This is a genomic window from Pseudomonas sp. RU47, from assembly GCF_004011755.1.
Taxonomy (GTDB): Bacteria; Pseudomonadota; Gammaproteobacteria; order Pseudomonadales; family Pseudomonadaceae; genus Aquipseudomonas.
This window is the reverse complement of sequence record NZ_CP022411.1, coordinates 1,820,352-1,839,971: the sequence shown is the minus strand read 5'-3', so window position 1 is coordinate 1,839,971 and position 19,620 is coordinate 1,820,352. Positions and strand designations below refer to the sequence as shown.

18 protein-coding genes are annotated in these 19,620 nt (G+C 59.4%); 12 read left to right on the top strand and 6 right to left on the bottom strand.

Annotation, left to right across the window (positions count from 1 at the left end):
• Positions 1–229 precede the first annotated feature (229 nt).
• Positions 230–1,081 (bottom strand): glycine betaine ABC transporter substrate-binding protein, encoded by an 852-nt coding sequence (locus tag CCX46_RS08400; RefSeq protein WP_095119935.1) that lies wholly within the window; start codon positions 1,079–1,081, stop codon positions 230–232.
• A gap of 285 nt (positions 1,082–1,366) precedes the next feature.
• Between CCX46_RS08400 and CCX46_RS08390 the strand changes: the two genes are divergently transcribed.
• Positions 1,367–2,962 (top strand): glycoside hydrolase family 17 protein, encoded by a 1,596-nt coding sequence (locus tag CCX46_RS08390; protein ID WP_127926345.1) that lies wholly within the window; start codon positions 1,367–1,369, stop codon positions 2,960–2,962.
• A 92-nt stretch (positions 2,963–3,054) separates the two neighbouring features.
• Here the strand turns inward: CCX46_RS08390 and CCX46_RS08385 are convergent, their stop codons facing one another.
• Positions 3,055–3,423 (bottom strand): hypothetical protein, encoded by a 369-nt coding sequence (locus tag CCX46_RS08385; protein ID WP_127926344.1) that lies wholly within the window; start codon positions 3,421–3,423, stop codon positions 3,055–3,057.
• A 224-nt stretch (positions 3,424–3,647) separates the two neighbouring features.
• On the opposite strand from CCX46_RS08385, the gene CCX46_RS08380 reads away from it, so the two are divergent.
• Positions 3,648–4,946, top strand: a complete 1,299-nt coding sequence (locus CCX46_RS08380) for a serine/threonine protein kinase (protein WP_034151543.1) — start codon at positions 3,648–3,650, stop codon at positions 4,944–4,946.
• A complete protein-coding gene (locus tag CCX46_RS08375) occupies positions 4,939–5,727 on the top strand; it encodes an MlaA family lipoprotein (protein ID WP_127926343.1) in 789 nt (262 codons plus the stop codon). Before CCX46_RS08380 ends, CCX46_RS08375 begins: the two co-directional genes overlap by 8 nt.
• Positions 5,728–5,902: 175 nt before the next feature.
• Here the strand turns inward: CCX46_RS08375 and CCX46_RS08365 are convergent, their stop codons facing one another.
• Entirely contained in the window at positions 5,903–6,817 is a 915-nt protein-coding gene (locus tag CCX46_RS08365; protein WP_127926342.1) for a DUF808 domain-containing protein, read from the bottom strand.
• A 135-nt stretch (positions 6,818–6,952) separates the two neighbouring features.
• On the opposite strand from CCX46_RS08365, the gene CCX46_RS08360 reads away from it, so the two are divergent.
• The gene (locus tag CCX46_RS08360; RefSeq protein WP_007919931.1) at positions 6,953–7,558 is read left to right on the top strand and encodes a TetR/AcrR family transcriptional regulator; all 606 of its coding nucleotides are present in this window, start codon (positions 6,953–6,955) and stop codon (positions 7,556–7,558) included.
• 114 nt (positions 7,559–7,672) lie between these two features.
• Here the strand turns inward: CCX46_RS08360 and CCX46_RS08355 are convergent, their stop codons facing one another.
• Positions 7,673–8,131 (bottom strand): REP-associated tyrosine transposase, encoded by a 459-nt coding sequence (locus tag CCX46_RS08355; protein ID WP_127926341.1) that lies wholly within the window; start codon positions 8,129–8,131, stop codon positions 7,673–7,675.
• 213 nt (positions 8,132–8,344) lie between these two features.
• Positions 8,345–8,785, bottom strand: coding sequence for a GlcG/HbpS family heme-binding protein (locus CCX46_RS08350; protein WP_127926340.1), 441 nt, complete (start codon positions 8,783–8,785; stop codon positions 8,345–8,347).
• 268 nt (positions 8,786–9,053) lie between these two features.
• Between CCX46_RS08350 and gcl the strand changes: the two genes are divergently transcribed.
• The 8 genes from gcl (at position 9,054) to CCX46_RS08305 (ending at position 18,622) form a co-directional block, all read left to right on the top strand.
• Positions 9,054–10,829, top strand: coding sequence for a glyoxylate carboligase (gene gcl, locus CCX46_RS08345; RefSeq protein WP_008083509.1), 1,776 nt, complete (start codon positions 9,054–9,056; stop codon positions 10,827–10,829).
• Positions 10,830–10,967: 138 nt separating this feature from the next.
• Positions 10,968–11,750 carry a hydroxypyruvate isomerase gene (gene hyi, locus CCX46_RS08340; protein WP_077571696.1) on the top strand — a complete coding sequence of 261 codons (783 nt, stop codon included), beginning with the start codon at positions 10,968–10,970 and terminating at the stop codon, positions 11,748–11,750.
• 128 nt (positions 11,751–11,878) lie between these two features.
• Entirely contained in the window at positions 11,879–12,772 is an 894-nt protein-coding gene (locus tag CCX46_RS08330) for a 2-hydroxy-3-oxopropionate reductase (RefSeq protein WP_007919937.1), read from the top strand.
• Positions 12,773–12,934: 162 nt separating this feature from the next.
• Positions 12,935–14,209, top strand: a complete 1,275-nt coding sequence (locus CCX46_RS08325) for a glycerate kinase type-2 family protein (protein WP_127926339.1) — start codon at positions 12,935–12,937, stop codon at positions 14,207–14,209.
• Positions 14,206–15,621 carry a pyruvate kinase gene (gene pyk, locus CCX46_RS08320; protein ID WP_127926338.1) on the top strand — a complete coding sequence of 472 codons (1,416 nt, stop codon included), beginning with the start codon at positions 14,206–14,208 and terminating at the stop codon, positions 15,619–15,621. The genes CCX46_RS08325 and pyk overlap by 4 nt, the downstream gene beginning before the upstream one ends.
• Before the next feature lie 137 nt (positions 15,622–15,758).
• The gene (locus CCX46_RS08315; RefSeq protein WP_127926337.1) at positions 15,759–16,673 is read left to right on the top strand and encodes an urea transporter; all 915 of its coding nucleotides are present in this window, start codon (positions 15,759–15,761) and stop codon (positions 16,671–16,673) included.
• 21 nt (positions 16,674–16,694) lie between these two features.
• A complete protein-coding gene (locus CCX46_RS08310; protein ID WP_038363916.1) occupies positions 16,695–17,519 on the top strand; it encodes an ion transporter in 825 nt (274 codons plus the stop codon).
• 104 nt (positions 17,520–17,623) lie between these two features.
• Positions 17,624–18,622, top strand: coding sequence for a sulfate ABC transporter substrate-binding protein (locus tag CCX46_RS08305; protein ID WP_034151535.1), 999 nt, complete (start codon positions 17,624–17,626; stop codon positions 18,620–18,622).
• 239 nt (positions 18,623–18,861) lie between these two features.
• Here the strand turns inward: CCX46_RS08305 and CCX46_RS08300 are convergent, their stop codons facing one another.
• Entirely contained in the window at positions 18,862–19,482 is a 621-nt protein-coding gene (locus CCX46_RS08300) for a DUF5666 domain-containing protein (RefSeq protein ID WP_127926336.1), read from the bottom strand.
• Positions 19,483–19,620 lie beyond the last annotated feature (138 nt).

Here is a 19,620-nt window from a genome sequence, read left to right as displayed (position 1 = left end):
CGCAGCACAGATTATTGTTGGAACATAGCTAATGTATGCGGCTGCGAGCGCGGTAACAGACGACCTTAGTAGTAGAACGCCATGACACTTTTGCCAATTTCCGGTACACACAAAACAACTGTAGGAGTGAGCCTGCTCGCGATGGCGTCGTATCAGTCGACATTTTCATCAACTGACAGGACGCTATCGCGAGCAGGCTCACTCCTACAGGGGTGCGGCGGTGTTGTGGTTATTTGGTCCAGTCAGCCACGCGATCCGGGTGTTTGGCTACCCAATCCTTGGCCGCCGCGTCAGGCTTGGCACCGTCCTGAATTGCCAGCATGACTTCGCCGATTTCGTCTTTCGACGCCCACTGGAAGTTCTTCAGGAACTTGGCCACTTCCGGTGCTTTGGTCGCGAGTTCTTTGCTGCCGATGCTGTTTACGGTTTCAGCTGCGCCGTATACGCCTTTCGGGTCATCGAGGAAGCGCAGTTTCCACTTGGCGAACATCCAGTGCGGCACCCAACCGGTGACCGCGATGGATTCGTTTTTCTTCTCGGCACGGGTCAGCTCGGCAATCATGCCGGCGCCAGAACTGGCCTTGAGGGAATATTTGTCGAGGCCGTAATCCTTGATCGCCTGATCGGTCTTGAGCATCACGCCTGAACCGGCGTCGATACCGACGATGCGATTCTTGAAGGTGTCATCGGTTTTCAGGTCTTCGATCGACTTGGCTTTCACATACTCCGGCACGATCAGGCCGATTTTCGCATCCTTGAAGTTCGGGCCGTAATCGACGACCTGATCCTTGTTCTTCGTCCAGTATTCGCCGTGGGTCACTGGCAGCCAAGCCGAGAGCATGGCGTCGAGTTTGCCGGTGGCCACGCCCTGCCACATGATCCCGGTGGCGACGGCTTGCAGTTTCACGTCGTAGCCGAGCTTCTGCTTGATCACTTCGGCGGCCACGTGGGTGGTCGCCACGCTGTCGGACCAGCCGTCAACGTAACCGATGTTCAGGGTCTTGGTTTCCGCACTGGCCAGTGTCGCACTCATCGCCAGCGCCAGAGCGGCACCTGCGCCTAAAAGTCGTCGCATCTTCATCGTTACTTCCCCGAAATGCTGCGCCCGACGGATGGCGGGCGACGTCAACGTATTGTTATGGTGCACAGCGCCCCCATCACGCCTGACCGCAAACTCGCTGGAACATCAGTGGAGTGCTGACGCTTCGATCATCAACCTGACGACGCTCGCGACCTGCTCTGCCAGCGACCTCAAGACAATGAGAAACGACATCACAAGGCCATTAATCGCGACTATATAAATGACGCCAAATAATCCGCCCGAACTTTGCATGTCAAAATCATGCGGACCACCAACCCTCTATAAATGCAGGTAACATGCGTCGCTTTGCAGCCACTCGGCCTGACCATGTCCGCGACTTCCCGCTTTCCCCTTCTGCCTTACCTCTTCGCCTGCCTGCTGGGGCTATTTGCACTGAGTGGCTTCTGGTACGGCCTCGGCCAACCGGTGATTCTGCCGGACGCAGCGACTCCGACGCACAAGTTGCAATGCGCCTCCTACACCCCGTTCGATAAAGACCAATCACCGTTCGACGTGCCGTTCAAGCTGCGCCCGGAGCGCATGGACGCCGACCTCGCATTGCTGGCGACACGCTTTGAGTGCATTCGTACCTATTCGATGACGGGCCTGGAGGCGTTGCCGGATCTGGCGCGCAAACATGGCCTGAAATTGATGATCGGCGCTTGGGTCAACAGCAACCCGGTGGACACCGAGAAAGAAGTCGATTTGCTGATCAAATCGGCCAACGCCAACCCGGACGTGGTCAGCGCGGTGATCGTCGGCAACGAAGCCTTGCTGCGCAAGGAAGTCACTGGCACGCAACTGGTCCGGTTGATCAACAAGGTCAAGAGCCAGGTCAAGCAACCGGTCACTTACGCCGATGTCTGGGAGTTCTGGCTCAAGCATCCGGAAGTCGCGCCAGCGGTGGATTTCCTGACCATCCATTTGCTGCCGTACTGGGAAGATGATCCATCGAACATCGACGTCGCCCTGCAACATGTCGCGGATGTGCGCCAAGTGTTCGGCAATAAGTTCGCACCGAAAGACGTGATGATCGGCGAAACCGGCTGGCCGAGCGAAGGCCGCCAGCGCGAGACCGCCCTGCCGAGTCGGGTCAATGAAGCCAAATTCATTCGTGGTTTTGTCGCGATGGCCGAGAAGGAAGGCTGGCATTACAACCTGATCGAAGCGTTTGACCAGCCGTGGAAGCGCGGCAGTGAAGGCGCAGTCGGTGGCTATTGGGGCTTGTTTGACGCCGATCGTCAGGACAAGGGTGTGCTGGCCGGGCCGGTGACCAATGTGCCGTTCTGGAAGGAATGGCTGGCGGTCGGCGGGTTGATTTTCCTTGGCACGCTGATCCTTGGCGGTCGCGTTCGCACTACGCGTTCGGCGCTGGTGTTGCCGCTGCTCGGCGCCCTCGCCGCTTGTACGATTGGCGCTTGGGGTGATCTGGCGCGGGTGACCACGCGGTTCACCAGTGAGTGGCTGTGGGTTGGCTTGCTGACTGCGTTGAATCTGTTGGTGTTGGCGCATGCGGCGCTGACGCTGAGTGCTCGCACTGGCTGGCGTGAACGGGCATTCAATCTGCTGGAGCGACGCGCCGGCTGGCTGGTCGCGGCAGCAGGATTTGCCGCGGCGGTGATGATGCTGGAGATGGTCTTCGATCCGCGTTATCGCAGTTTTGCGAGCATGGCGTTTGTGCTGCCGGCGCTGGTTTATCTGTGTCGCCCAGTGAGTGTGCCGCGCCGGGAAATTGCCCTGCTGACGTTTATAGTCGGCGCGGGGATTGCGCCGCAGTTTTATCAGGAAGGTTTGCAGAATCAGCAGGCGTGGGGCTGGGCGTTGGTCAGCGTGTTGATGGTGGCTGCTTTGTGGCGCTGCCTGCGGGTTCGCAGCCTCTGATCTTCAGAGTGGCATCAGGCCTCTTCGCGAGCAGGCTCGCTCCCACATTGGATCTGTGGCGTTCACAAATCCCCTGTGGGAGCGACTGACTATCAGGCGCTTCGGGACTCGCGGACCAACCGCAACCCGGCAATCACCAACGCAAACACCGCCAGCGTGGTGTTGTACAACACCAGCGCCGGCACTCCGGCCACCAGTGCCAACACCGCCAGCCACCACCCTGCCCGCCCCGGCACGACAAAAGCGGTCAGCGCCGCGCCCAGTGCCGTCCAGCCCAGTACCTTGAAGTGAATCATCAATCCAAGGTTGGAACGCACCTGGCATTCCCAGCGACTGGCCTCAACCACGCAGATACCGACCCATTTTCCGTCTTCCATAAAGCCATAACGCGCGCCATAACTGGCGGCCAGCCACAACGGCAACAGAACGAGCAGTACAATCACGGGCAAGCGGCGGGACATGAAGCACTCCAATCTTGAGAAATCGGCGGCCAGCTTAATCTGCCGCCAGCCGTTCGCAAGAACTAACAACTGTTAACTGTTCATTCAGTCGGTGCAAAGTGTATCGTCCAGCTACTATTACTCCGAATTCTGCCTGTTTGGTGCCGCAGCATGGCACTTTGGCGCAACCCCGGTGGTCATAGCCTGCGAACTTCATTCGGCACCTTCCTCTAAGGGATCTAGTCATGCTCCGTTCCTTGCGCTTCGCCGCGCTGTTCAGCGGCCTTATTTTGAGTGCGTCCGCACTGGCGGTGGATATCGATGCCGCCAGCTATGGCTACCCGCTGACCAATCCGTTCGAGGCGACCATCGCCACGACCCCGCCCGATTTACGCCCGGAGCTGCCGCTGGACGACGACATCAATCAGTCGGACCGCAGCCTGACGTTGCGCCCCGAGCGAGAGTTCATCCTGCCAGACAACTTCTGGGCGGTGAAAAAGCTCACCTACCGCATCGCCACCCAGGACAAACCGGCACCGCTGATCTTCCTGATCGCCGGCACGGGCGCACGCTATGACAGCACGCTCAACGAATATCTGAAAAAGCTCTACTACAAGGCCGGCTACCACGTCGTGCAGTTGTCGTCGCCGACCAGTTTTGACTTCATCAGCGCTGCCTCGCGTTTCGCCACCCCGGGCGTGACCAAGGAAGACGCCGAAGACATGTACCGGGTGATGCAGGCTGTACGGGCGCAGAATCCGAAACTGCCGGTGACAGAGTATTACCTGACCGGTTACAGCCTCGGTGCTCTGGATGCCGCGTTCGTCGCGCATCTGGACGAGACGCGCCGCAGCTTCAACTTCAAGAAAGTCCTGCTGCTCAACCCGCCGGTCAACCTTTACACCTCGGTCACCAACCTCGACAAACTGGTGCAAACCGAAGTTAAAGGCATCAACACCAGCACGACATTCTATGAGCTGGTGCTGTCCAAGCTGACCCGCTACTTCCAGCAGAAAGGCTACATCGACCTCAATGACGCGCTGCTCTACGACTTCCAGCAGTCCAAGCAACACCTGACCAACGAACAGATGGCGATGTTGATTGGCACCTCGTTCCGTTTCTCGGCAGCCGACATTGCGTTCACCTCGGACCTGATCAACCGTCGCGGCCTGATCACCCCGCCGAAATTCCCGATCACCGAAGGCACCAGCCTCACGCCGTTCCTAAAGCGTGCGCTGCAATGCGATTTCGATTGCTACCTGACCGATCAAGTAATCCCGATGTGGCGTGCGCGCACCGACGGCGGCAGCCTGCTGCAACTGATCGATCAGGTCAGCCTGTATGCGTTGAAGGATTATCTGCATGACAGCCCGAAAATCGCCGTGATGCACAACGCCGACGACGTGATCCTCGGCCCGGGCGACCTCGGTTTCCTGCGCAAGACCTTCGGTGATCGCCTGACCGTTTACCCACTGGGCGGCCACTGCGGCAACCTTAACTACCGCGTCAACAGCGACGCCATGCTGGAGTTCTTCCGTGGCTAAATATCTCCTGCTGATTGCAGCGCTTCTCTGCGCAGGCGTGGCCCAGGCCGACAACAGCAAAGCTAACGCGCCCGTCGTGGTCGACAGCGACGGCTTCAAGGAGCCGCTGTCCAAACTCAAATTCAACCCGGGGCTGGATCAGCGCGAGTTCGAGCGCTCGACGCTCAACGCGCTGAACGTCTACGACCCGCTGGAATCGTGGAACCGCCGGGTTTACCACTTCAACTATCGCTTCGACCAATGGGTGTTCCTGCCGGTGGTCGATGGCTACCGTTACATCACACCCAGCTTTTTGCGCACGGGCGTGAGCAACTTCTTCAACAACCTCGGTGACGTACCGAACCTGGTCAACAGCCTGTTGCAGTTCAAAGGCCAGCGTTCGATGGAAACCACCGCGCGCCTGCTGCTCAACACCACCATCGGCATCGCCGGTCTGTGGGATCCGGCCACCGCCATGGGCCTGCCGCGTCAGAGCGAAGACTTCGGTCAGACGTTGGGCTTCTATGGGGTGCCGGGGGGTGCGTATTTCGTGCTGCCGATTTTCGGCCCGTCGAACATCCGCGATACCGCAGGTCTGGCCGTGGATTACACCACCGAATCGGCGATCAACTTCCTCAACGTCTCGGAAGTCAGCTCCAACCATCCGGAAGTCTGGGCCCTGCGTGCGGTCGACAAGCGTTATCAGACCAGTTTCCGTTATGGCCAGATGAACTCGCCGTTCGAGTACGAGAAAGTGCGTTACGTGTACACCGAAGCGCGCAAGTTGCAGATCGCCGAGTAATTCCGACAGGCACAAAAAAGGGCCATTCGATGCGAGTCGAATGGCCCTTTTTCATGGCATCACACAGATCAAATTGTAGGAGTGAGCCTGCTCGCGATGGCGGTGTACCAGTCACCACCTGTATGGCTGACAAACCGCTATCGCGAGCAGGCTCACTCCTACAGGGGGTTTGCGTTCAGCCTTTGATCGCTTTCCAGATCTTGCCGACAACCGAAACCACCGCCAACACCCCCGCACCAGCGATGATCCCCGCCACGCCATTGAGCAACATCGGCACCGCAAACCCGACACTGCCGGCCGCCGCGCCAACACCTTCAATCCAGTGATGAATCACCGGCACGCCGTGGGTGAGAATGCCGCCACCGACCAGGAACATCGCTGCCGTACCGACCACCGACAAGGTTTTCATCATGTACGGTGCAGCGCTGAGGATGGCGCTGCCGACTTTCTTGGCTGCTTGTCCAGGCTTCTGGGTCAGCCACAGACCAAGATCGTCGAGCTTGACGATGCCCGCCACCAGACCATAAACACCCACGGTCATGACGATGGCGATACCAGACATCACAATCACTTGCTGCGTCAGCGATGCATCCGCCACGGTGCCCAAGGTGATCGCGATAATCTCTGCCGAAAGGATAAAGTCAGTGCGAATCGCGCCTTTGATCTTGTCCTTCTCGAATGCCACCAGATCGGTCGCCGGATCAGCAACTGCTTCAGTCAGTTGCGCATGTTCGGCCTCGTCTTCAGCCTTGCTGTGCAGAAATTTGTGCGCAAGCTTCTCGAAACCTTCGAAACACAGGTACGCACCACCGACCATCAACAGCGGCGTCACCAGCCACGGCACGAACGCACTGATCGCCAGCGCAGAGGGCACCAGAATCAGTTTGTTGACGAACGAGCCTTTGGCTACAGCCCAGACCACGGGAATTTCCCGCTCGGCACGCACACCGGAGACCTGCTGGGCGTTGAGCGCCAGATCGTCGCCGAGCACGCCGGCAGTCTTCTTGGCGGCCATTTTGCTCATCAACGCCACGTCGTCCAGCACGGTGGCAATATCGTCGACCAGCACCAGCAAACTGCTTCCTGCCATGAATCCTGTTTCCTTTTATGTGTGAATGTTGCGAAGCATAACGCGACCTTAGACCACGCGGGGCATTCTTGAGCGTCGCGCGAGGCCGGTGCTACCATGCGCAACCGCCAGAACAGGCAAGGAACCACCGGGTTTATGAGCACAATCCGCGAGCGTAACAAAGAACTGATCCTGCGTGCCGCCAGTGAGGAGTTTGCCGACAAGGGCTTCGCTGCGACCAAAACCAGCGACATCGCCGCCAAGGCGGGATTGCCCAAGCCCAACGTTTACTACTACTTCAAGTCCAAGGAAAACCTCTACCGCGAGGTGCTGGAAAGCATCATCGTGCCGATTTTGCAGGCCTCGACCCCGTTCAACCCGGACGGCGTGCCAAGCGAAGTGCTGAGTGGCTACATCCGCTCGAAGATCCGCATCTCCCGCGACCTGCCCTTCGCCTCGAAAGTATTCGCCAGCGAAATCATGCACGGCGCCCCGCACCTGAGCGCCGACCTGGTCGAGCAGCTCAACGGCCAGGCCAAGCACAACATCGACTGTATCCAGAGCTGGATCGACCGCGGGCAAATCGCCCCGATCGACCCCAACCACCTGATGTTCAGCATCTGGGCCGCAACCCAGACCTACGCCGACTTCGACTGGCAGATTTCTGCGGTCACGGGTAAGGACAAGCTGGACGAGGCGGATTATGAAGCGGCGGCGCAGACGATTATCCGGTTGGTGTTGAAGGGGTGTGAGCCGGACTGAAACACCGCGGTGACTGCTTCGCGAGCAGGCTCGCTCCCACATTGGATCTGTGGCGTTCACAAATCCCCTGTGGGAGCGAGCCTGCTCGCGAATGGCGGCAACACAGAATAACGCTCAAACCCAAATCGCATCCCACAGCGGATAGTCGCCAAGCTTCTTAACCAAACCAGCTCGCAACGGGTTAGCCACGACATACCGAGCCAACTTCACCAGATCATCCTCTCTGCGCAATGCACGATCATGAAAGCCTGATTGCCAAAGACTGGTCTGTCGACCCGTCGCGAGCTTCACGGCTTTGGTGCTGAGGGATTTTGTACGCTGCATCAACTCGCCGAGCGAACCGCGCTTCAATTCAATCAGCCAATGAAAATGATCTGGCATGACAACCCAGGCCAACGTACTGGCAATGCCCATTTCCTCTGCGACGTGAAATTGGCTGGCGACCAATCGACCCAGTGCAAAGTCGCTGAAAACAGGCTGCCTTCCCGCCGTATTGGTTGTCAGCAGGTAGATGCGGTTTTGTTCGGAGTAACGACCAATGCGCAAACGATTTGAAGCAGATAGATTAAGCATTCCTTTGCCTTTTCATGTCCTGATCATGAAAAGGCTAGCTCGGCGATTGTCGGACCAAGCGCCAGACTTTTAGCAAGATGTGTACGGAAGATCGCCTTCGCGAGCAGGCTCGCTCCCACAGGGGATCTGGGGTGTTCAGACATTTTGTGTCTGAGCACAAATCCAGTGTGGGAGTGAGCCTGCTCGCGAAGGCGGTTAATCAGCCGCTAATGATCAAGCAGCCACCCCCGCATCCGCCCTCAACTCCAGCGCCTCCACCGCCCTGATCGCCACCTGCTCATCAATATCCGACAAATCCCCGCTAATCCCGATCGCGCCCAGCACATTCCCCGCCTGATCCCGAATCAACACACCACCCGGCGCCGGCACGACGCTGCCCTGGCCCATGCTGTTGAGCGCGGCAATAAACGCCGGGCGTTGTTGTGCGTCCAGTGCGAGCAGGCGCGAGCCTTTACCGAGGGCGATGGCGCCCCAGGCTTTGCCAATGGCGATATTCGGACGCAGCAGGCTGGCGCCGTCTTCGCGTTGCAGGGCGATCAGGTGGCCGCCGGTATCGAGTACCGCGATGGTCAGCGGCGCGGCGTTGATGCCCCGCCCTGTATTGATGGCTTCGTTGACCAGGTTGACTGCGACTTTCAAGGTTAAAGCGCTCATGGTGCCGTCCTCATTTTGTTATAGGGAAAGTCGTGGGCCTGCGGTTTTCTGCCGCAGGCCGATGCAACAAATAGAACACAATGAGTTATTTTTTTGTATACAATAATTCTCGAAAAGCGCCACATGCGACGAAAAGCCACACTCAGACAGGCTTCCGACGAATGAAACAGGCGCTTGAGAAAATGGATTGACCTGCGCCGTCCGCCGTGAATACACTCTGCGCAAAGCCACTTGTATACAATTACAAAACGTAAAGAGGCACAAAACCATGAGCAAAATGAGAGCAATCGAAGCCGCCGTTCTGGTGATGCGCCGTGAAGGGGTTGATACCGCTTTTGGCATCCCGGGCGCTGCCATCAACCCGCTGTACTCCGCCTTGCAGAAAGTCGGTGGCATCGATCACGTCCTTGCTCGCCACGTTGAAGGCGCCTCGCACATGGCCGAGGGCTACACCCGCACCAAGGCCGGCAACATCGGCGTGTGCATCGGGACTTCCGGCCCTGCCGGTACCGACATGGTCACCGGGCTCTACAGCGCCTCGGCCGACTCGATTCCAATCCTCTGCATCACCGGCCAGGCACCCCGCGCCCGTATGCACAAGGAAGATTTCCAGGCTGTCGACATCACCAGCATCGTCAAGCCAGTCACCAAGTGGGCGACCACTGTTCTGGAACCGGGCCAAGTGCCTTATGCGTTCCAGAAAGCGTTCTTTGAAATGCGCTCCGGCCGTCCAGGCCCGGTGCTGATCGACCTGCCGTTCGACGTGCAGATGGCCGAGATCGAATTCGACATCGACGCCTACCAGCCGCTGCCATTGGCCAAGCCGACCGCAACTCGCGTTCAGGTCGAGAAAGCGTTGGCTTTGCTCGATCAGGCTGAGCGTCCATTGCTGGTTGCCGGCGGCGGCATCATCAACGCCGACGCCAGCGATCTGCTGGTTGAATTCGCTGAACTGACCGGCATCCCGGTGATCCCGACCCTGATGGGCTGGGGCACCATCCCTGACGATCACCCGTTGATGGTCGGCATGGTTGGTTTGCAGACTTCGCACCGTTACGGCAACGCGACCATGCTGAAATCCGACGTGGTGTTGGGGATCGGTAACCGTTGGGCCAACCGTCACACCGGTTCGGTTGACGTTTACACCGAAGGCCGCAAGTTCATTCACGTCGACATCGAAGGCACGCAGATCGGTCGTGTGTTCACGCCGGATCTGGGCATCGTTTCCGACGCCGCTGCAGCACTGACCGTGTTCATCGAAGTGGCCCGTGAATGGCAAGCCGCCGGCAAGCTGAAAAACCGCAGTGCCTGGCTGCAAGACTGCCAGCAGCGCAAAGCCAGCCTGCATCGCAAAACCCACTTCGATAACGTGCCGGTCAAACCACAGCGCGTTTACGAAGAAATGAACCAGGTGTTCGGCAAGGACACCTGCTACGTCAGCACCATTGGTCTGTCGCAGATTGCCGGCGCGCAGTTCCTGCACGTCTACAAGCCGCGTCACTGGATCAACTGTGGCCAGGCAGGCCCGTTGGGCTGGACCATTCCGGCAGCGCTGGGCGTGGTGAAGGCCGATCCGAACCGTAAAGTCGTGGCCCTGTCGGGGGACTATGACTTCCAGTTCATGATCGAAGAACTGGCGGTCGGCGCTCAGTTCAAACTGCCGTACATCCACGTCGTGGTGAACAACTCGTACCTGGGTCTGATCCGTCAGGCACAGCGCGGGTTCGAAATGGACTACTGCGTGCAGCTGTCCTTCGATAACCTGAACGCGCCGGAACTCAACGGTTACGGTGTTGACCACGTCGCAGTGGCTGAAGGCCTCGGCTGTAAGGCACTGCGTGTGTTCGAACCCTCGGAAATCGCCCCTGCCCTGCGCAAGGCCGAACAGATGATCGAAGAGTTCAAAGTGCCGGTGATCGTCGAGATCATTCTGGAGCGTGTGACCAACATCTCCATGGGTACCGAGATCAACGCCGTCAACGAATTCGAAGACCTGGCGCTGGTCGGCAACGATGCGCCAACGGCGATTTCGCTGCTTGATTAACTGCTGACCGCTGATCGTTCCCACGCTCTGCGTGGGAACGCAGCCCGGGACGCTCTGCGTCCCAAAGCGGACGCAGAGCGTCCATTGAGGCATTCCCACGCAGAGCGTGGGAACGAGAATCTAGAACGGGAGACCACCATGCCGCGTTTCGCAGCCAACCTGTCCATGCTGTTCACCGAACAGGATTTCCTTGCCCGTTTCGACGCCGCCGCCAAGGCTGGTTTCAGCGGTGTCGAGTACCTGTTCCCGTACGACTTCAGCTCCGCCGAAATCAAGGCCAAGCTCGATGCCAACGGTCTGACCCAAGTGCTGTTCAACCTGCCGGCCGGTGACTGGGCCAAGGGCGAACGCGGTATCGCGTGCTTGCCGGATCGTGTCGAAGAGTTCCGCGCCGGTGTCGATCTGGCCATCGCTTACGCACAAGTGCTGGGCAACACCCAGATCAACTGCCTGGCCGGTATCCGTCCGCAAGGCGTAGACGATGCCACCGTGGAAAAGACCTTCGTCGCCAACCTGAAATACGCCGCCGACAAGCTGCAGGCAGCGGGCATCAAACTGGTGATGGAAGCGATCAACACCCGCGACATCCCGGGCTTCTACCTGAACAACACGGCGCAAGCCCTGTCGATTCGCGAACAGGTCGGCAGCGCCAATCTGTTCCTGCAATACGACATCTATCACATGCAGATCATGGAAGGCGATCTGGCCCGCACCCTGCAATCGCACCTGGGCGAGATCAACCATGTGCAGCTCGCGGACAACCCAGGGCGCAACGAACCAGGCACCGGTGAGATCAACTACCGCTTCCTGTTCGAACACCTTGATCGCATCGGTTATCAGGGTTGGGTGGGCTGTGAATACAAGCCGCTGACCACCACCGAAGCAGGCCTGGGCTGGCTGAAAACCCACAACGCAATCTGACTTACACATGACCCTGTAGGAGCTGCCGAAGGCTGCGATCTTTTGATCTTGACCTTCAAAAGCAAAGTCAAAAGATCGCAGCCTTCGGCAGCTCCTACGGCTGTTTATAAAAACAAGAGGATTTTCTCATGGCTAAAATCGGATTTATCGGCACCGGCATCATGGGCCACCCAATGGCTTCGAACCTGCAGAAAGCCGGTCACAGCCTGTTCCTGTCGGCGCACCACGACGCCGCCCCTGCTGACCTGGTTGCCGCTGGCGCCGTCGCCCTGGCCAACCCGCGCGAAGTCGCGCAGGAAGCAGAATTCATCATCGTCATGGTCCCGGATACCCCACAGGTCGACGACGTACTGTTCCGCGCCGACGGCGTTGCCGCAGGCCTGAGCAAAGGCAAAATCGTCATCGACATGAGCTCGATCTCGCCGACCGCTACCAAAGCGTTCGCGGCGAAGATCAACGAGAAAGGCGCGCAATACCTCGACGCGCCGGTATCCGGTGGTGAAGTCGGCGCCAAAGCCGCGACCCTGAGCATCATGATCGGTGGCGACGCCGATGCCTTCGAACGCGCACTGCCGCTGTTCCAGGCCATGGGCAAGAACATCACCCTGGTCGGTGGCAATGGCGACGGTCAAACCGCCAAAGTCGCCAACCAGATCATCGTTGCGCTGAACATTCAGGCTGTCGCTGAAGCCCTGCTGTTCGCTTCGAAAAACGGTGCCGATCCAGCCAAGGTGCGTGAAGCACTGATGGGCGGTTTCGCTTCCTCGAAGATCCTTGAAGTGCACGGCGAGCGCATGATCAAAGGCACCTTCGATCCAGGCTTCCGCATCAGCCTGCACCAGAAGGACCTGAACCTGGCCCTGCAAGGCGCCAAGGAGCTGAACATCAACCTGCCGAACACCGCCAACGCCCAGCAAGTGTTCAGCACCTGCGCGGCCATCGGTGGCAGCAACTGGGACCACTCGGCGCTGATCAAAGGTCTGGAGCACATGGCCAACTTCTCGATTCGCGACAACAAATAAGCCCTGCCCCGTCGCTCGTTCCCACGCTCCGCGTGGGAATGCAGCCCGGGACGCTCCGCGTCCCTGCCGAAGCAGACGCAGAGCGTCCATTGAGGCATTCCCACGCAGAGCGTGGGAACGATCATCAGCATTAACCAAGAACAATAAGATTGGGAGCCCGCCATGTCGGTCGATCCGCAACAACTGCTGCGCGAGCTGTTTGCCACAGCCATCGACGCGGCCCATCCGAACCAGGTCCTCGAAACCCATCTGCCTGCCGATCGCAGCGGCCGGGTGATCGTCATCGGTGCCGGCAAAGCCGCCGCCGCGATGGCGCAAGTGGTCGAGCGTTGCTGGGAAGGTGAAGTGTCTGGCCTGGTGGTGACCCGTTACGGTCACGGCGCCCCGTGCGAAAAAATCGAAGTGGTCGAAGCCGCGCATCCGGTGCCGGACGCTGCTGGTCTGGCCGTGGCCAAACGTGTGCTCGAACTGGTCAGCAACCTGACTGAAGACGACCGCGTGATCTTCCTGCTTTCTGGCGGCGGCTCTGCCCTGCTGGCGTTGCCGGCCGAAGGCATCACCCTCGCTGACAAGCAGTCGATCAACAAAGCCCTGCTGAAATCCGGCGCGACCATCGGCGAGATGAACTGCGTGCGCAAGCACCTCTCGGCGATCAAGGGTGGGCGTCTGGGCAAGGCTTGCTGGCCTGCCACTGTCTACACCTACGCGATTTCCGATGTACCGGGCGACCTCGCCACGGTCATCGCTTCCGGCCCGACCGTGGCGGACCCAAGCACTTCCGCTGAAGCGCTGGCGATCATCAAACGCTACGGCATCGAGATCCCCGCTTCCGTGCGCAACTGGCTGCAAAGCCCTGAGTCGGAAACCGTCAAACCCGGCGATCCATCCTTGGCGCGCAGCCACTTCCAGTTGATCGCGCGGCCGCAGCAATCGCTAGATGCCGCTGCGGTGAAATGCCGTCAGGCCGGTTTCAGCACGCTGATCCTCGGTGACCTCGAAGGCGAATCCCGTGAAGTGGCGAAAGTCCACGCCGGCATCGCCCGCCAGATCATCCATCACGGTCAGCCATTGGCAGCGCCGTGCGTGATTCTCTCCGGCGGCGAAACCACCGTGACCGTGCGCGGCAATGGCCGTGGCGGGCGCAACGCCGAATTTCTCCTGAGCCTCACCGACAGCCTCAAGGGCCAGCCCGGCGTCTATGCGCTGGCCGGTGACACCGACGGCATCGACGGTTCGGAAGACAACGCCGGCGCGATCATGACCCCGGACAGCTACGCCCGCGCCGCCGCACTCGGTTTGAGCGCCAGCGACGAGCTGGATAACAACAACGGCTACGGCTATTTCGCGGCGCTCGATGCGCTGATCGTCACCGAGCCGACCCGCACCAACGTCAACGACTTCCGCGCCATTCTGATCCTTGAGAGCTGCAAATCATGACGCCTGATAAAAAGGTCAAAATCCTCGCCACCCTTGGACCTGCCGTCGACGGCATTGAAGACATCCGTGAGCTGGTCGAGGCCGGGGTAAATATCTTCCGCCTGAACTTCAGCCACGGCGATCACGCCGACCACGCCAAGCGCTATCAGTGGATCCGCGAAGTCGAGCGCCAGCTCAACTATCCGCTGGGCATTCTGATGGACTTGCAGGGGCCGAAACTGCGCGTCGGCAAGTTCGCCGACGGCAAGGTGCAACTGCATCGTGGACAGGCGTTCCGTCTGGATCTGGACGCGACGCCGGGCGATGAACGCCGGGTAAATCTGCCGCATCCGGAAATCATCGAAGCGCTGGAAGCGGGCATGGATCTGCTGCTCGACGACGGCAAACTGCGTCTGCGCGTGGTCACCAAGTACGACGATGCGATCGATACCACCGTGCTCAATGGCGGCGAACTGTCGGACCGCAAAGGCGTCAACGTGCCGCAAGCGGTGCTCGACCTCAGCCCGCTGACCGCCAAGGATCGCCGCGATCTGAGCTTCGGTCTGGAACTGGGCGTGGATTGGGTCGCGCTGTCGTTTGTGCAGCGCCCGCAGGACATCATCGAAGCCCGCGCACTGATCGGCGACAAAGCCTTTCTGATGGCGAAAATCGAGAAGCCGTCGGCCGTTGAGCAACTGCGTGAAATCGCTGAATTGAGCGACGCGATCATGGTGGCTCGCGGTGACCTCGGCGTCGAAGTGCCGGCCGAAAGCGTGCCGCAGATTCAGAAAAACATCATCACTACCTGCCGCGAACTGGGCAAACCGGTGGTGGTGGCAACGCAAATGCTTGAGTCGATGCGCTTCTCCCCTGCTCCGACCCGCGCTGAGGTGACGGACGTTGCCAACGCCGTGGCCGAAGGTGCCGATGCGGTGATGCTGTCGGCGGAAACCGCCTCCGGCGAGTACCCGCTGGAAGCCGTGCAGATGATGAGCAAGATCATTCGCCAGATTGAGAACGGTCCGGATTATCAGACCCAGCTCGACGTCAGTCGGCCGAAAGCCGAGGCAACCGTTTCCGATGCCATCAGTTGCGCGATCCGGCGCATCAGCAACGTGCTGCCGGTGGCGGTGCTGGTCAACTACAGCGAGTCGGGAACGTCGAGCTTGCGTGCGGCGCGGGAACGGCCGAAAGCGCCGATTCTCAACCTGACGCCGAACCTGCAAACCGCGCGGCGTTTGAGCGTGGCGTGGGGGATTCATTCGGTGGTCAACGATCGCCTGCGTCAGGTCGACGAAGTCTGCTCGACCGCGCTGGAAATCGCCCAGGCGCAGGGTATGGCCGAGCGCGGTGACACGCTGCTGATCACTGCCGGCGTGCCGTTCGGGCAGCCGGGTTCGACTAACTCGCTGCGGATCGAAACATTGATTTAAGCCCCCCACCATGATCGTTCCCACGCTCTGCGTGGGAATGCGGCCCGGGACGCTCTGCGTCCCAAGAGCAGACGCAGAGCGTCCTTTGAGGCATTCCCACGCAGAGCGTGGGAACGATCAGTATCGAATGACCTGCCATGCCTGCCAATCATTTCAACACCCACTGCCCCGACTGGGCCGAGGCTTTGCTCAACGGTTTCAGTCAAATATTCCTCCAGCGCCATCCGCTGTGCGGCCTGCTGTGCCTGTTGGCGATCCTGCTGACCGCACCGGTGCTGTTCGCCGGTGCGCTGCTCGGTGCCGTCGCCGGATTGCTAACCGCACAACGGCGCAACTACGCCAAGGCTGATCGCCAGGCCGGGCTGTTCAGCTACAACGGCATTTTGCTTGGCCTGTTGCTGAGCCTGTATTTCCCGTGGTCGCCGCTGCTGCCACCGCTGATTCTCGCCGCTGGCGGCTTGAGCGCGATGGTCACGCAGCAATGGCTGAAACATGTATACAGCAGCCGCTCCATACCGGCCTACACCTCGCCGTTCGTGGCCATGAGCTGGGTATTGCTGCTGTTTGCCGAACCTTCGGCGCCGATAGCGCACATCGAGACGAATACGATCAATCTGCTCGCTGCCGAACTCCGTGGACTGGGCCAGGTGATGTTCCTCGGCCATCCGCTGGCCGGCGCGCTGATCGCTGCCGGATTGCTGATCGCTGATCGTCGCGCGTTTTGCTGGGCGATGCTGGCTTCTGCAATCGGCCTCGCCTCCAGCCTGCTGCATCACGAAACCAGCTCCGCTTTGCTCGGTCTCGGCAGCTACAACGCCGTGCTCGCCGCCCTCGCCTTCAGCACGCAACGCCAACAACCATGGCTGCCACTACTCGGCATCGTGCTGGCGCTGCTGGTCACTCCGCTATTTGCTGCCGTCGGCCTCGCCACTCTGACCGCGCCATTCATCCTCGCTTGCTGGCTGATCCGCGCCGGTATTCAGATGCTTGGCAAAGCCTCGGTCGACAACGCGTCTTGCGCTCACGGGGAGAATCAACCTAGGCTGCGCTGATCTTCGATTCAGGCGTTATCCATGGACAGCAGCAACAGTTGGCGCGAACGGCTTTACGTGATGATTTTCCAGAGCGACACCCGCGCCGGGCGTCGCTTCGACGGCATCCTGCTGTTGATCATCCTCGCCAGTCTGGTGATCGTGATGCTCGACAGCATCGACAGCATTCACCAGAACTACGCGAACGTGCTGGCCTACATCGAGTGGGGCTTCACGATCATCTTTCTCGGCGAGTACATCCTGCGCCTGTACTGTTCGCCCAAGCCGTTGCGCTACGCCTTCAGCTTTTACGGGCTGGTGGATTTGCTGGCGATCGTGCCCGGCATCCTCGCCCTGTATTACAGCGATGCGCAGTACCTGCTGATCATCCGGATCATCCGCATGCTGCGGATCTTCCGTGTGCTCAAACTCAGCCCGTACCTCAAGCAAGCCAATTACCTGATGTCAGCGCTGCGTGGCAGCAAGCAGAAGATCGTCGTGTTTCTGGTCAGCGTCTGCACCCTGGTGACGGTGTTCGGCACCTTGATGTACGTGATCGAGGGCCCGGAGCATGGTTTCACCAGCATTCCCAAAGGCATCTATTGGGCGATCGTCACGCTGACCACGGTGGGCTTCGGCGACATCGTGCCGAAGACCCCGCTGGGTCAGGTAATTTCGTCACTGGTGATGATCACCGGTTACTCGATCATCGCCGTGCCGACGGGGATTTTCACCGCCGAACTGGCCAACGCCATGCGCGGTGAACAGCTGCAACACGACTGCCCGGTGTGCAAGAAAAACAGCCATGAACACGGCGCGGCATTTTGCTCGCGATGTGGCAATGCGTTGTTCAAGAAATTGGAATAAGCAAAGAGCTTTTAAATCTTTAAACGACTATGCGCGCCCCGTTATAGTCAGTGGCAATTGAATATCACCCCCTGCTCCTACACAGATAAAACAAGGAATGCGCAGTGAAAAAACTCTTTGGCGCCTCACTTCTCGCCGCCGGCCTGGCCTTGGCCAACATCGCCCAGGCAGCCCCGACGCTGCTCAACGTTTCCTACGACGTGATGCGCGATTTCTACAAGGACTACAACACTGCGTTCCAGAAACACTGGCAAGCCGAGCACAACGAAAACATCACCGTACAGATGTCCTTCGGCGGTTCGAGCAAGCAAGCGCGTTCGGTGATCGATGGCCTGCCGGCTGACGTCATCACGATGAACATGGCCACCGACATCAACGCCCTCGCCGACAACGGCAAACTGGTCCCGGAGAATTGGGTCACGCGTCTGCCGAACAACAGCGCACCGTTCACTTCGGCCACCGTGTTTATCGTCCGCAAAGGCAACCCGAAAGCCCTGAAAGACTGGCCGGATCTGCTCAAGGATGGCGTGCAAGTGATCGTGCCAAACCCGAAAACCTCGGGCAATGGCCGCTACACCTACCTGTCGGCCTGGGGTTATGTGCTGAAGAACGGTGGCGACGAAAACAAGGCCAAGGACTTCGTCGGCAAACTGTTCAAGCAAGCGCCGGTGCTGGACACCGGTGGCCGTGCGGCGACCACCACGTTCATGACCAACCAGATCGGCGACGTGCTGGTGACCTTCGAAAACGAAGCGGAAATGATTGCCCGCGAGTTTGGTCGTGATCAGTTTGAAGTGATCTACCCGAGTGTTTCGGCTGAGGCTGAGCCGCCGGTGTCTGTGGTCGACAAAGTGGTCGACAAAAAAGGTTCGCGTGCGGCGGCGGATGAGTACCTGAAGTACCTGTGGTCGCCGGAAGGTCAGGAGATTGCCGCGGCAAACTACCTGCGTCCGCGTGACCCGGCGGTACTGGCGAAGTACACCGATCGCTTCCCGAAAGTTGATTTCCTTTCGGTGGAGAAGACCTTTGGTGACTGGCGTACGGTGCAGAAGACTCACTTCAATGATGGTGGGGTTTTCGATCAGATCTATAGCGGGCAGTAAGGTTTAAGCAGGTATGAAAGGGCGACCCACTAAGGTCGCCTTTTTTTGTGGCCGCTTTACCCTCACCCCAGCCCTCTCCCAGAGGGAGAGGGGGCCAACCGAGGTGTCTGGCGAGTTACATCGACCTGAAAGACCCTATCGATTATGGATTCACCACAGCACGTTCAGGTCGGCGTACCTCTCATGCATCCCCCAATCAGTCCCCTCTCCCTCCGGGAGAGGGTTAGGGTGAGGGGCTTTTACATCGGTGGCGTCACCCCATCCTTCCCCACAGAAATCGATTGCGCCGTCAGCGTGCCATCCGCACTTTGCGTGACGAAGGTAACGATCTTCACCCCAACCTTCAGCAAGCTCCGATCCCCCGGCATCAAATTAACGATCGGCACATCCTCCGGCACCAGAATCTTCTGCTGCCCGCCCTTGTAGTTCACCGTCAGCACCCGCCCGTTGCTCACCACCAGATCGCCGACGCTGCCATTGGTCATGCTGCTGCCCTTGGCCAGGTCGAACGGTCGATGCCCGTCACCGCTGCCCGCCAGCTCCGGCGGAAACACATGCACCTCCAGCGCCTTGAGCGTGCCGTCCTCTTGCGACATGGCCGCCGAACCGATGTAACTGCCGGGTTTGATGTCTTCGATATTGGCCAGGGTGACCGCGCGAACTTTGGTGTCGCCGGTCAACTGGATCACCACGTTCTCGCCGCTGTTGACGTGGACTTTCAGGCTGTCGGTATTGACCCCGGTGATCTCTCCGCGCACACCGATGCGCATCCCCGGAGCATCGGCTGCCTGCACGCTCGTCGCGCCCAGCAGGGTGATCAAGACAATCGTTGCGGTGTGGCGAAGCTGCTGACGAAACATTGCAATCCTCCGGTCATCAATGTTGAACAAGCCCGATGCAAACATAAGCACGCTATCGAACAGGATGTAAGTGAATGTATCATTGACCCGCAACGGTCGGACGCAAGGTCCGCCGATGGATGACACGCCGCTAGCACC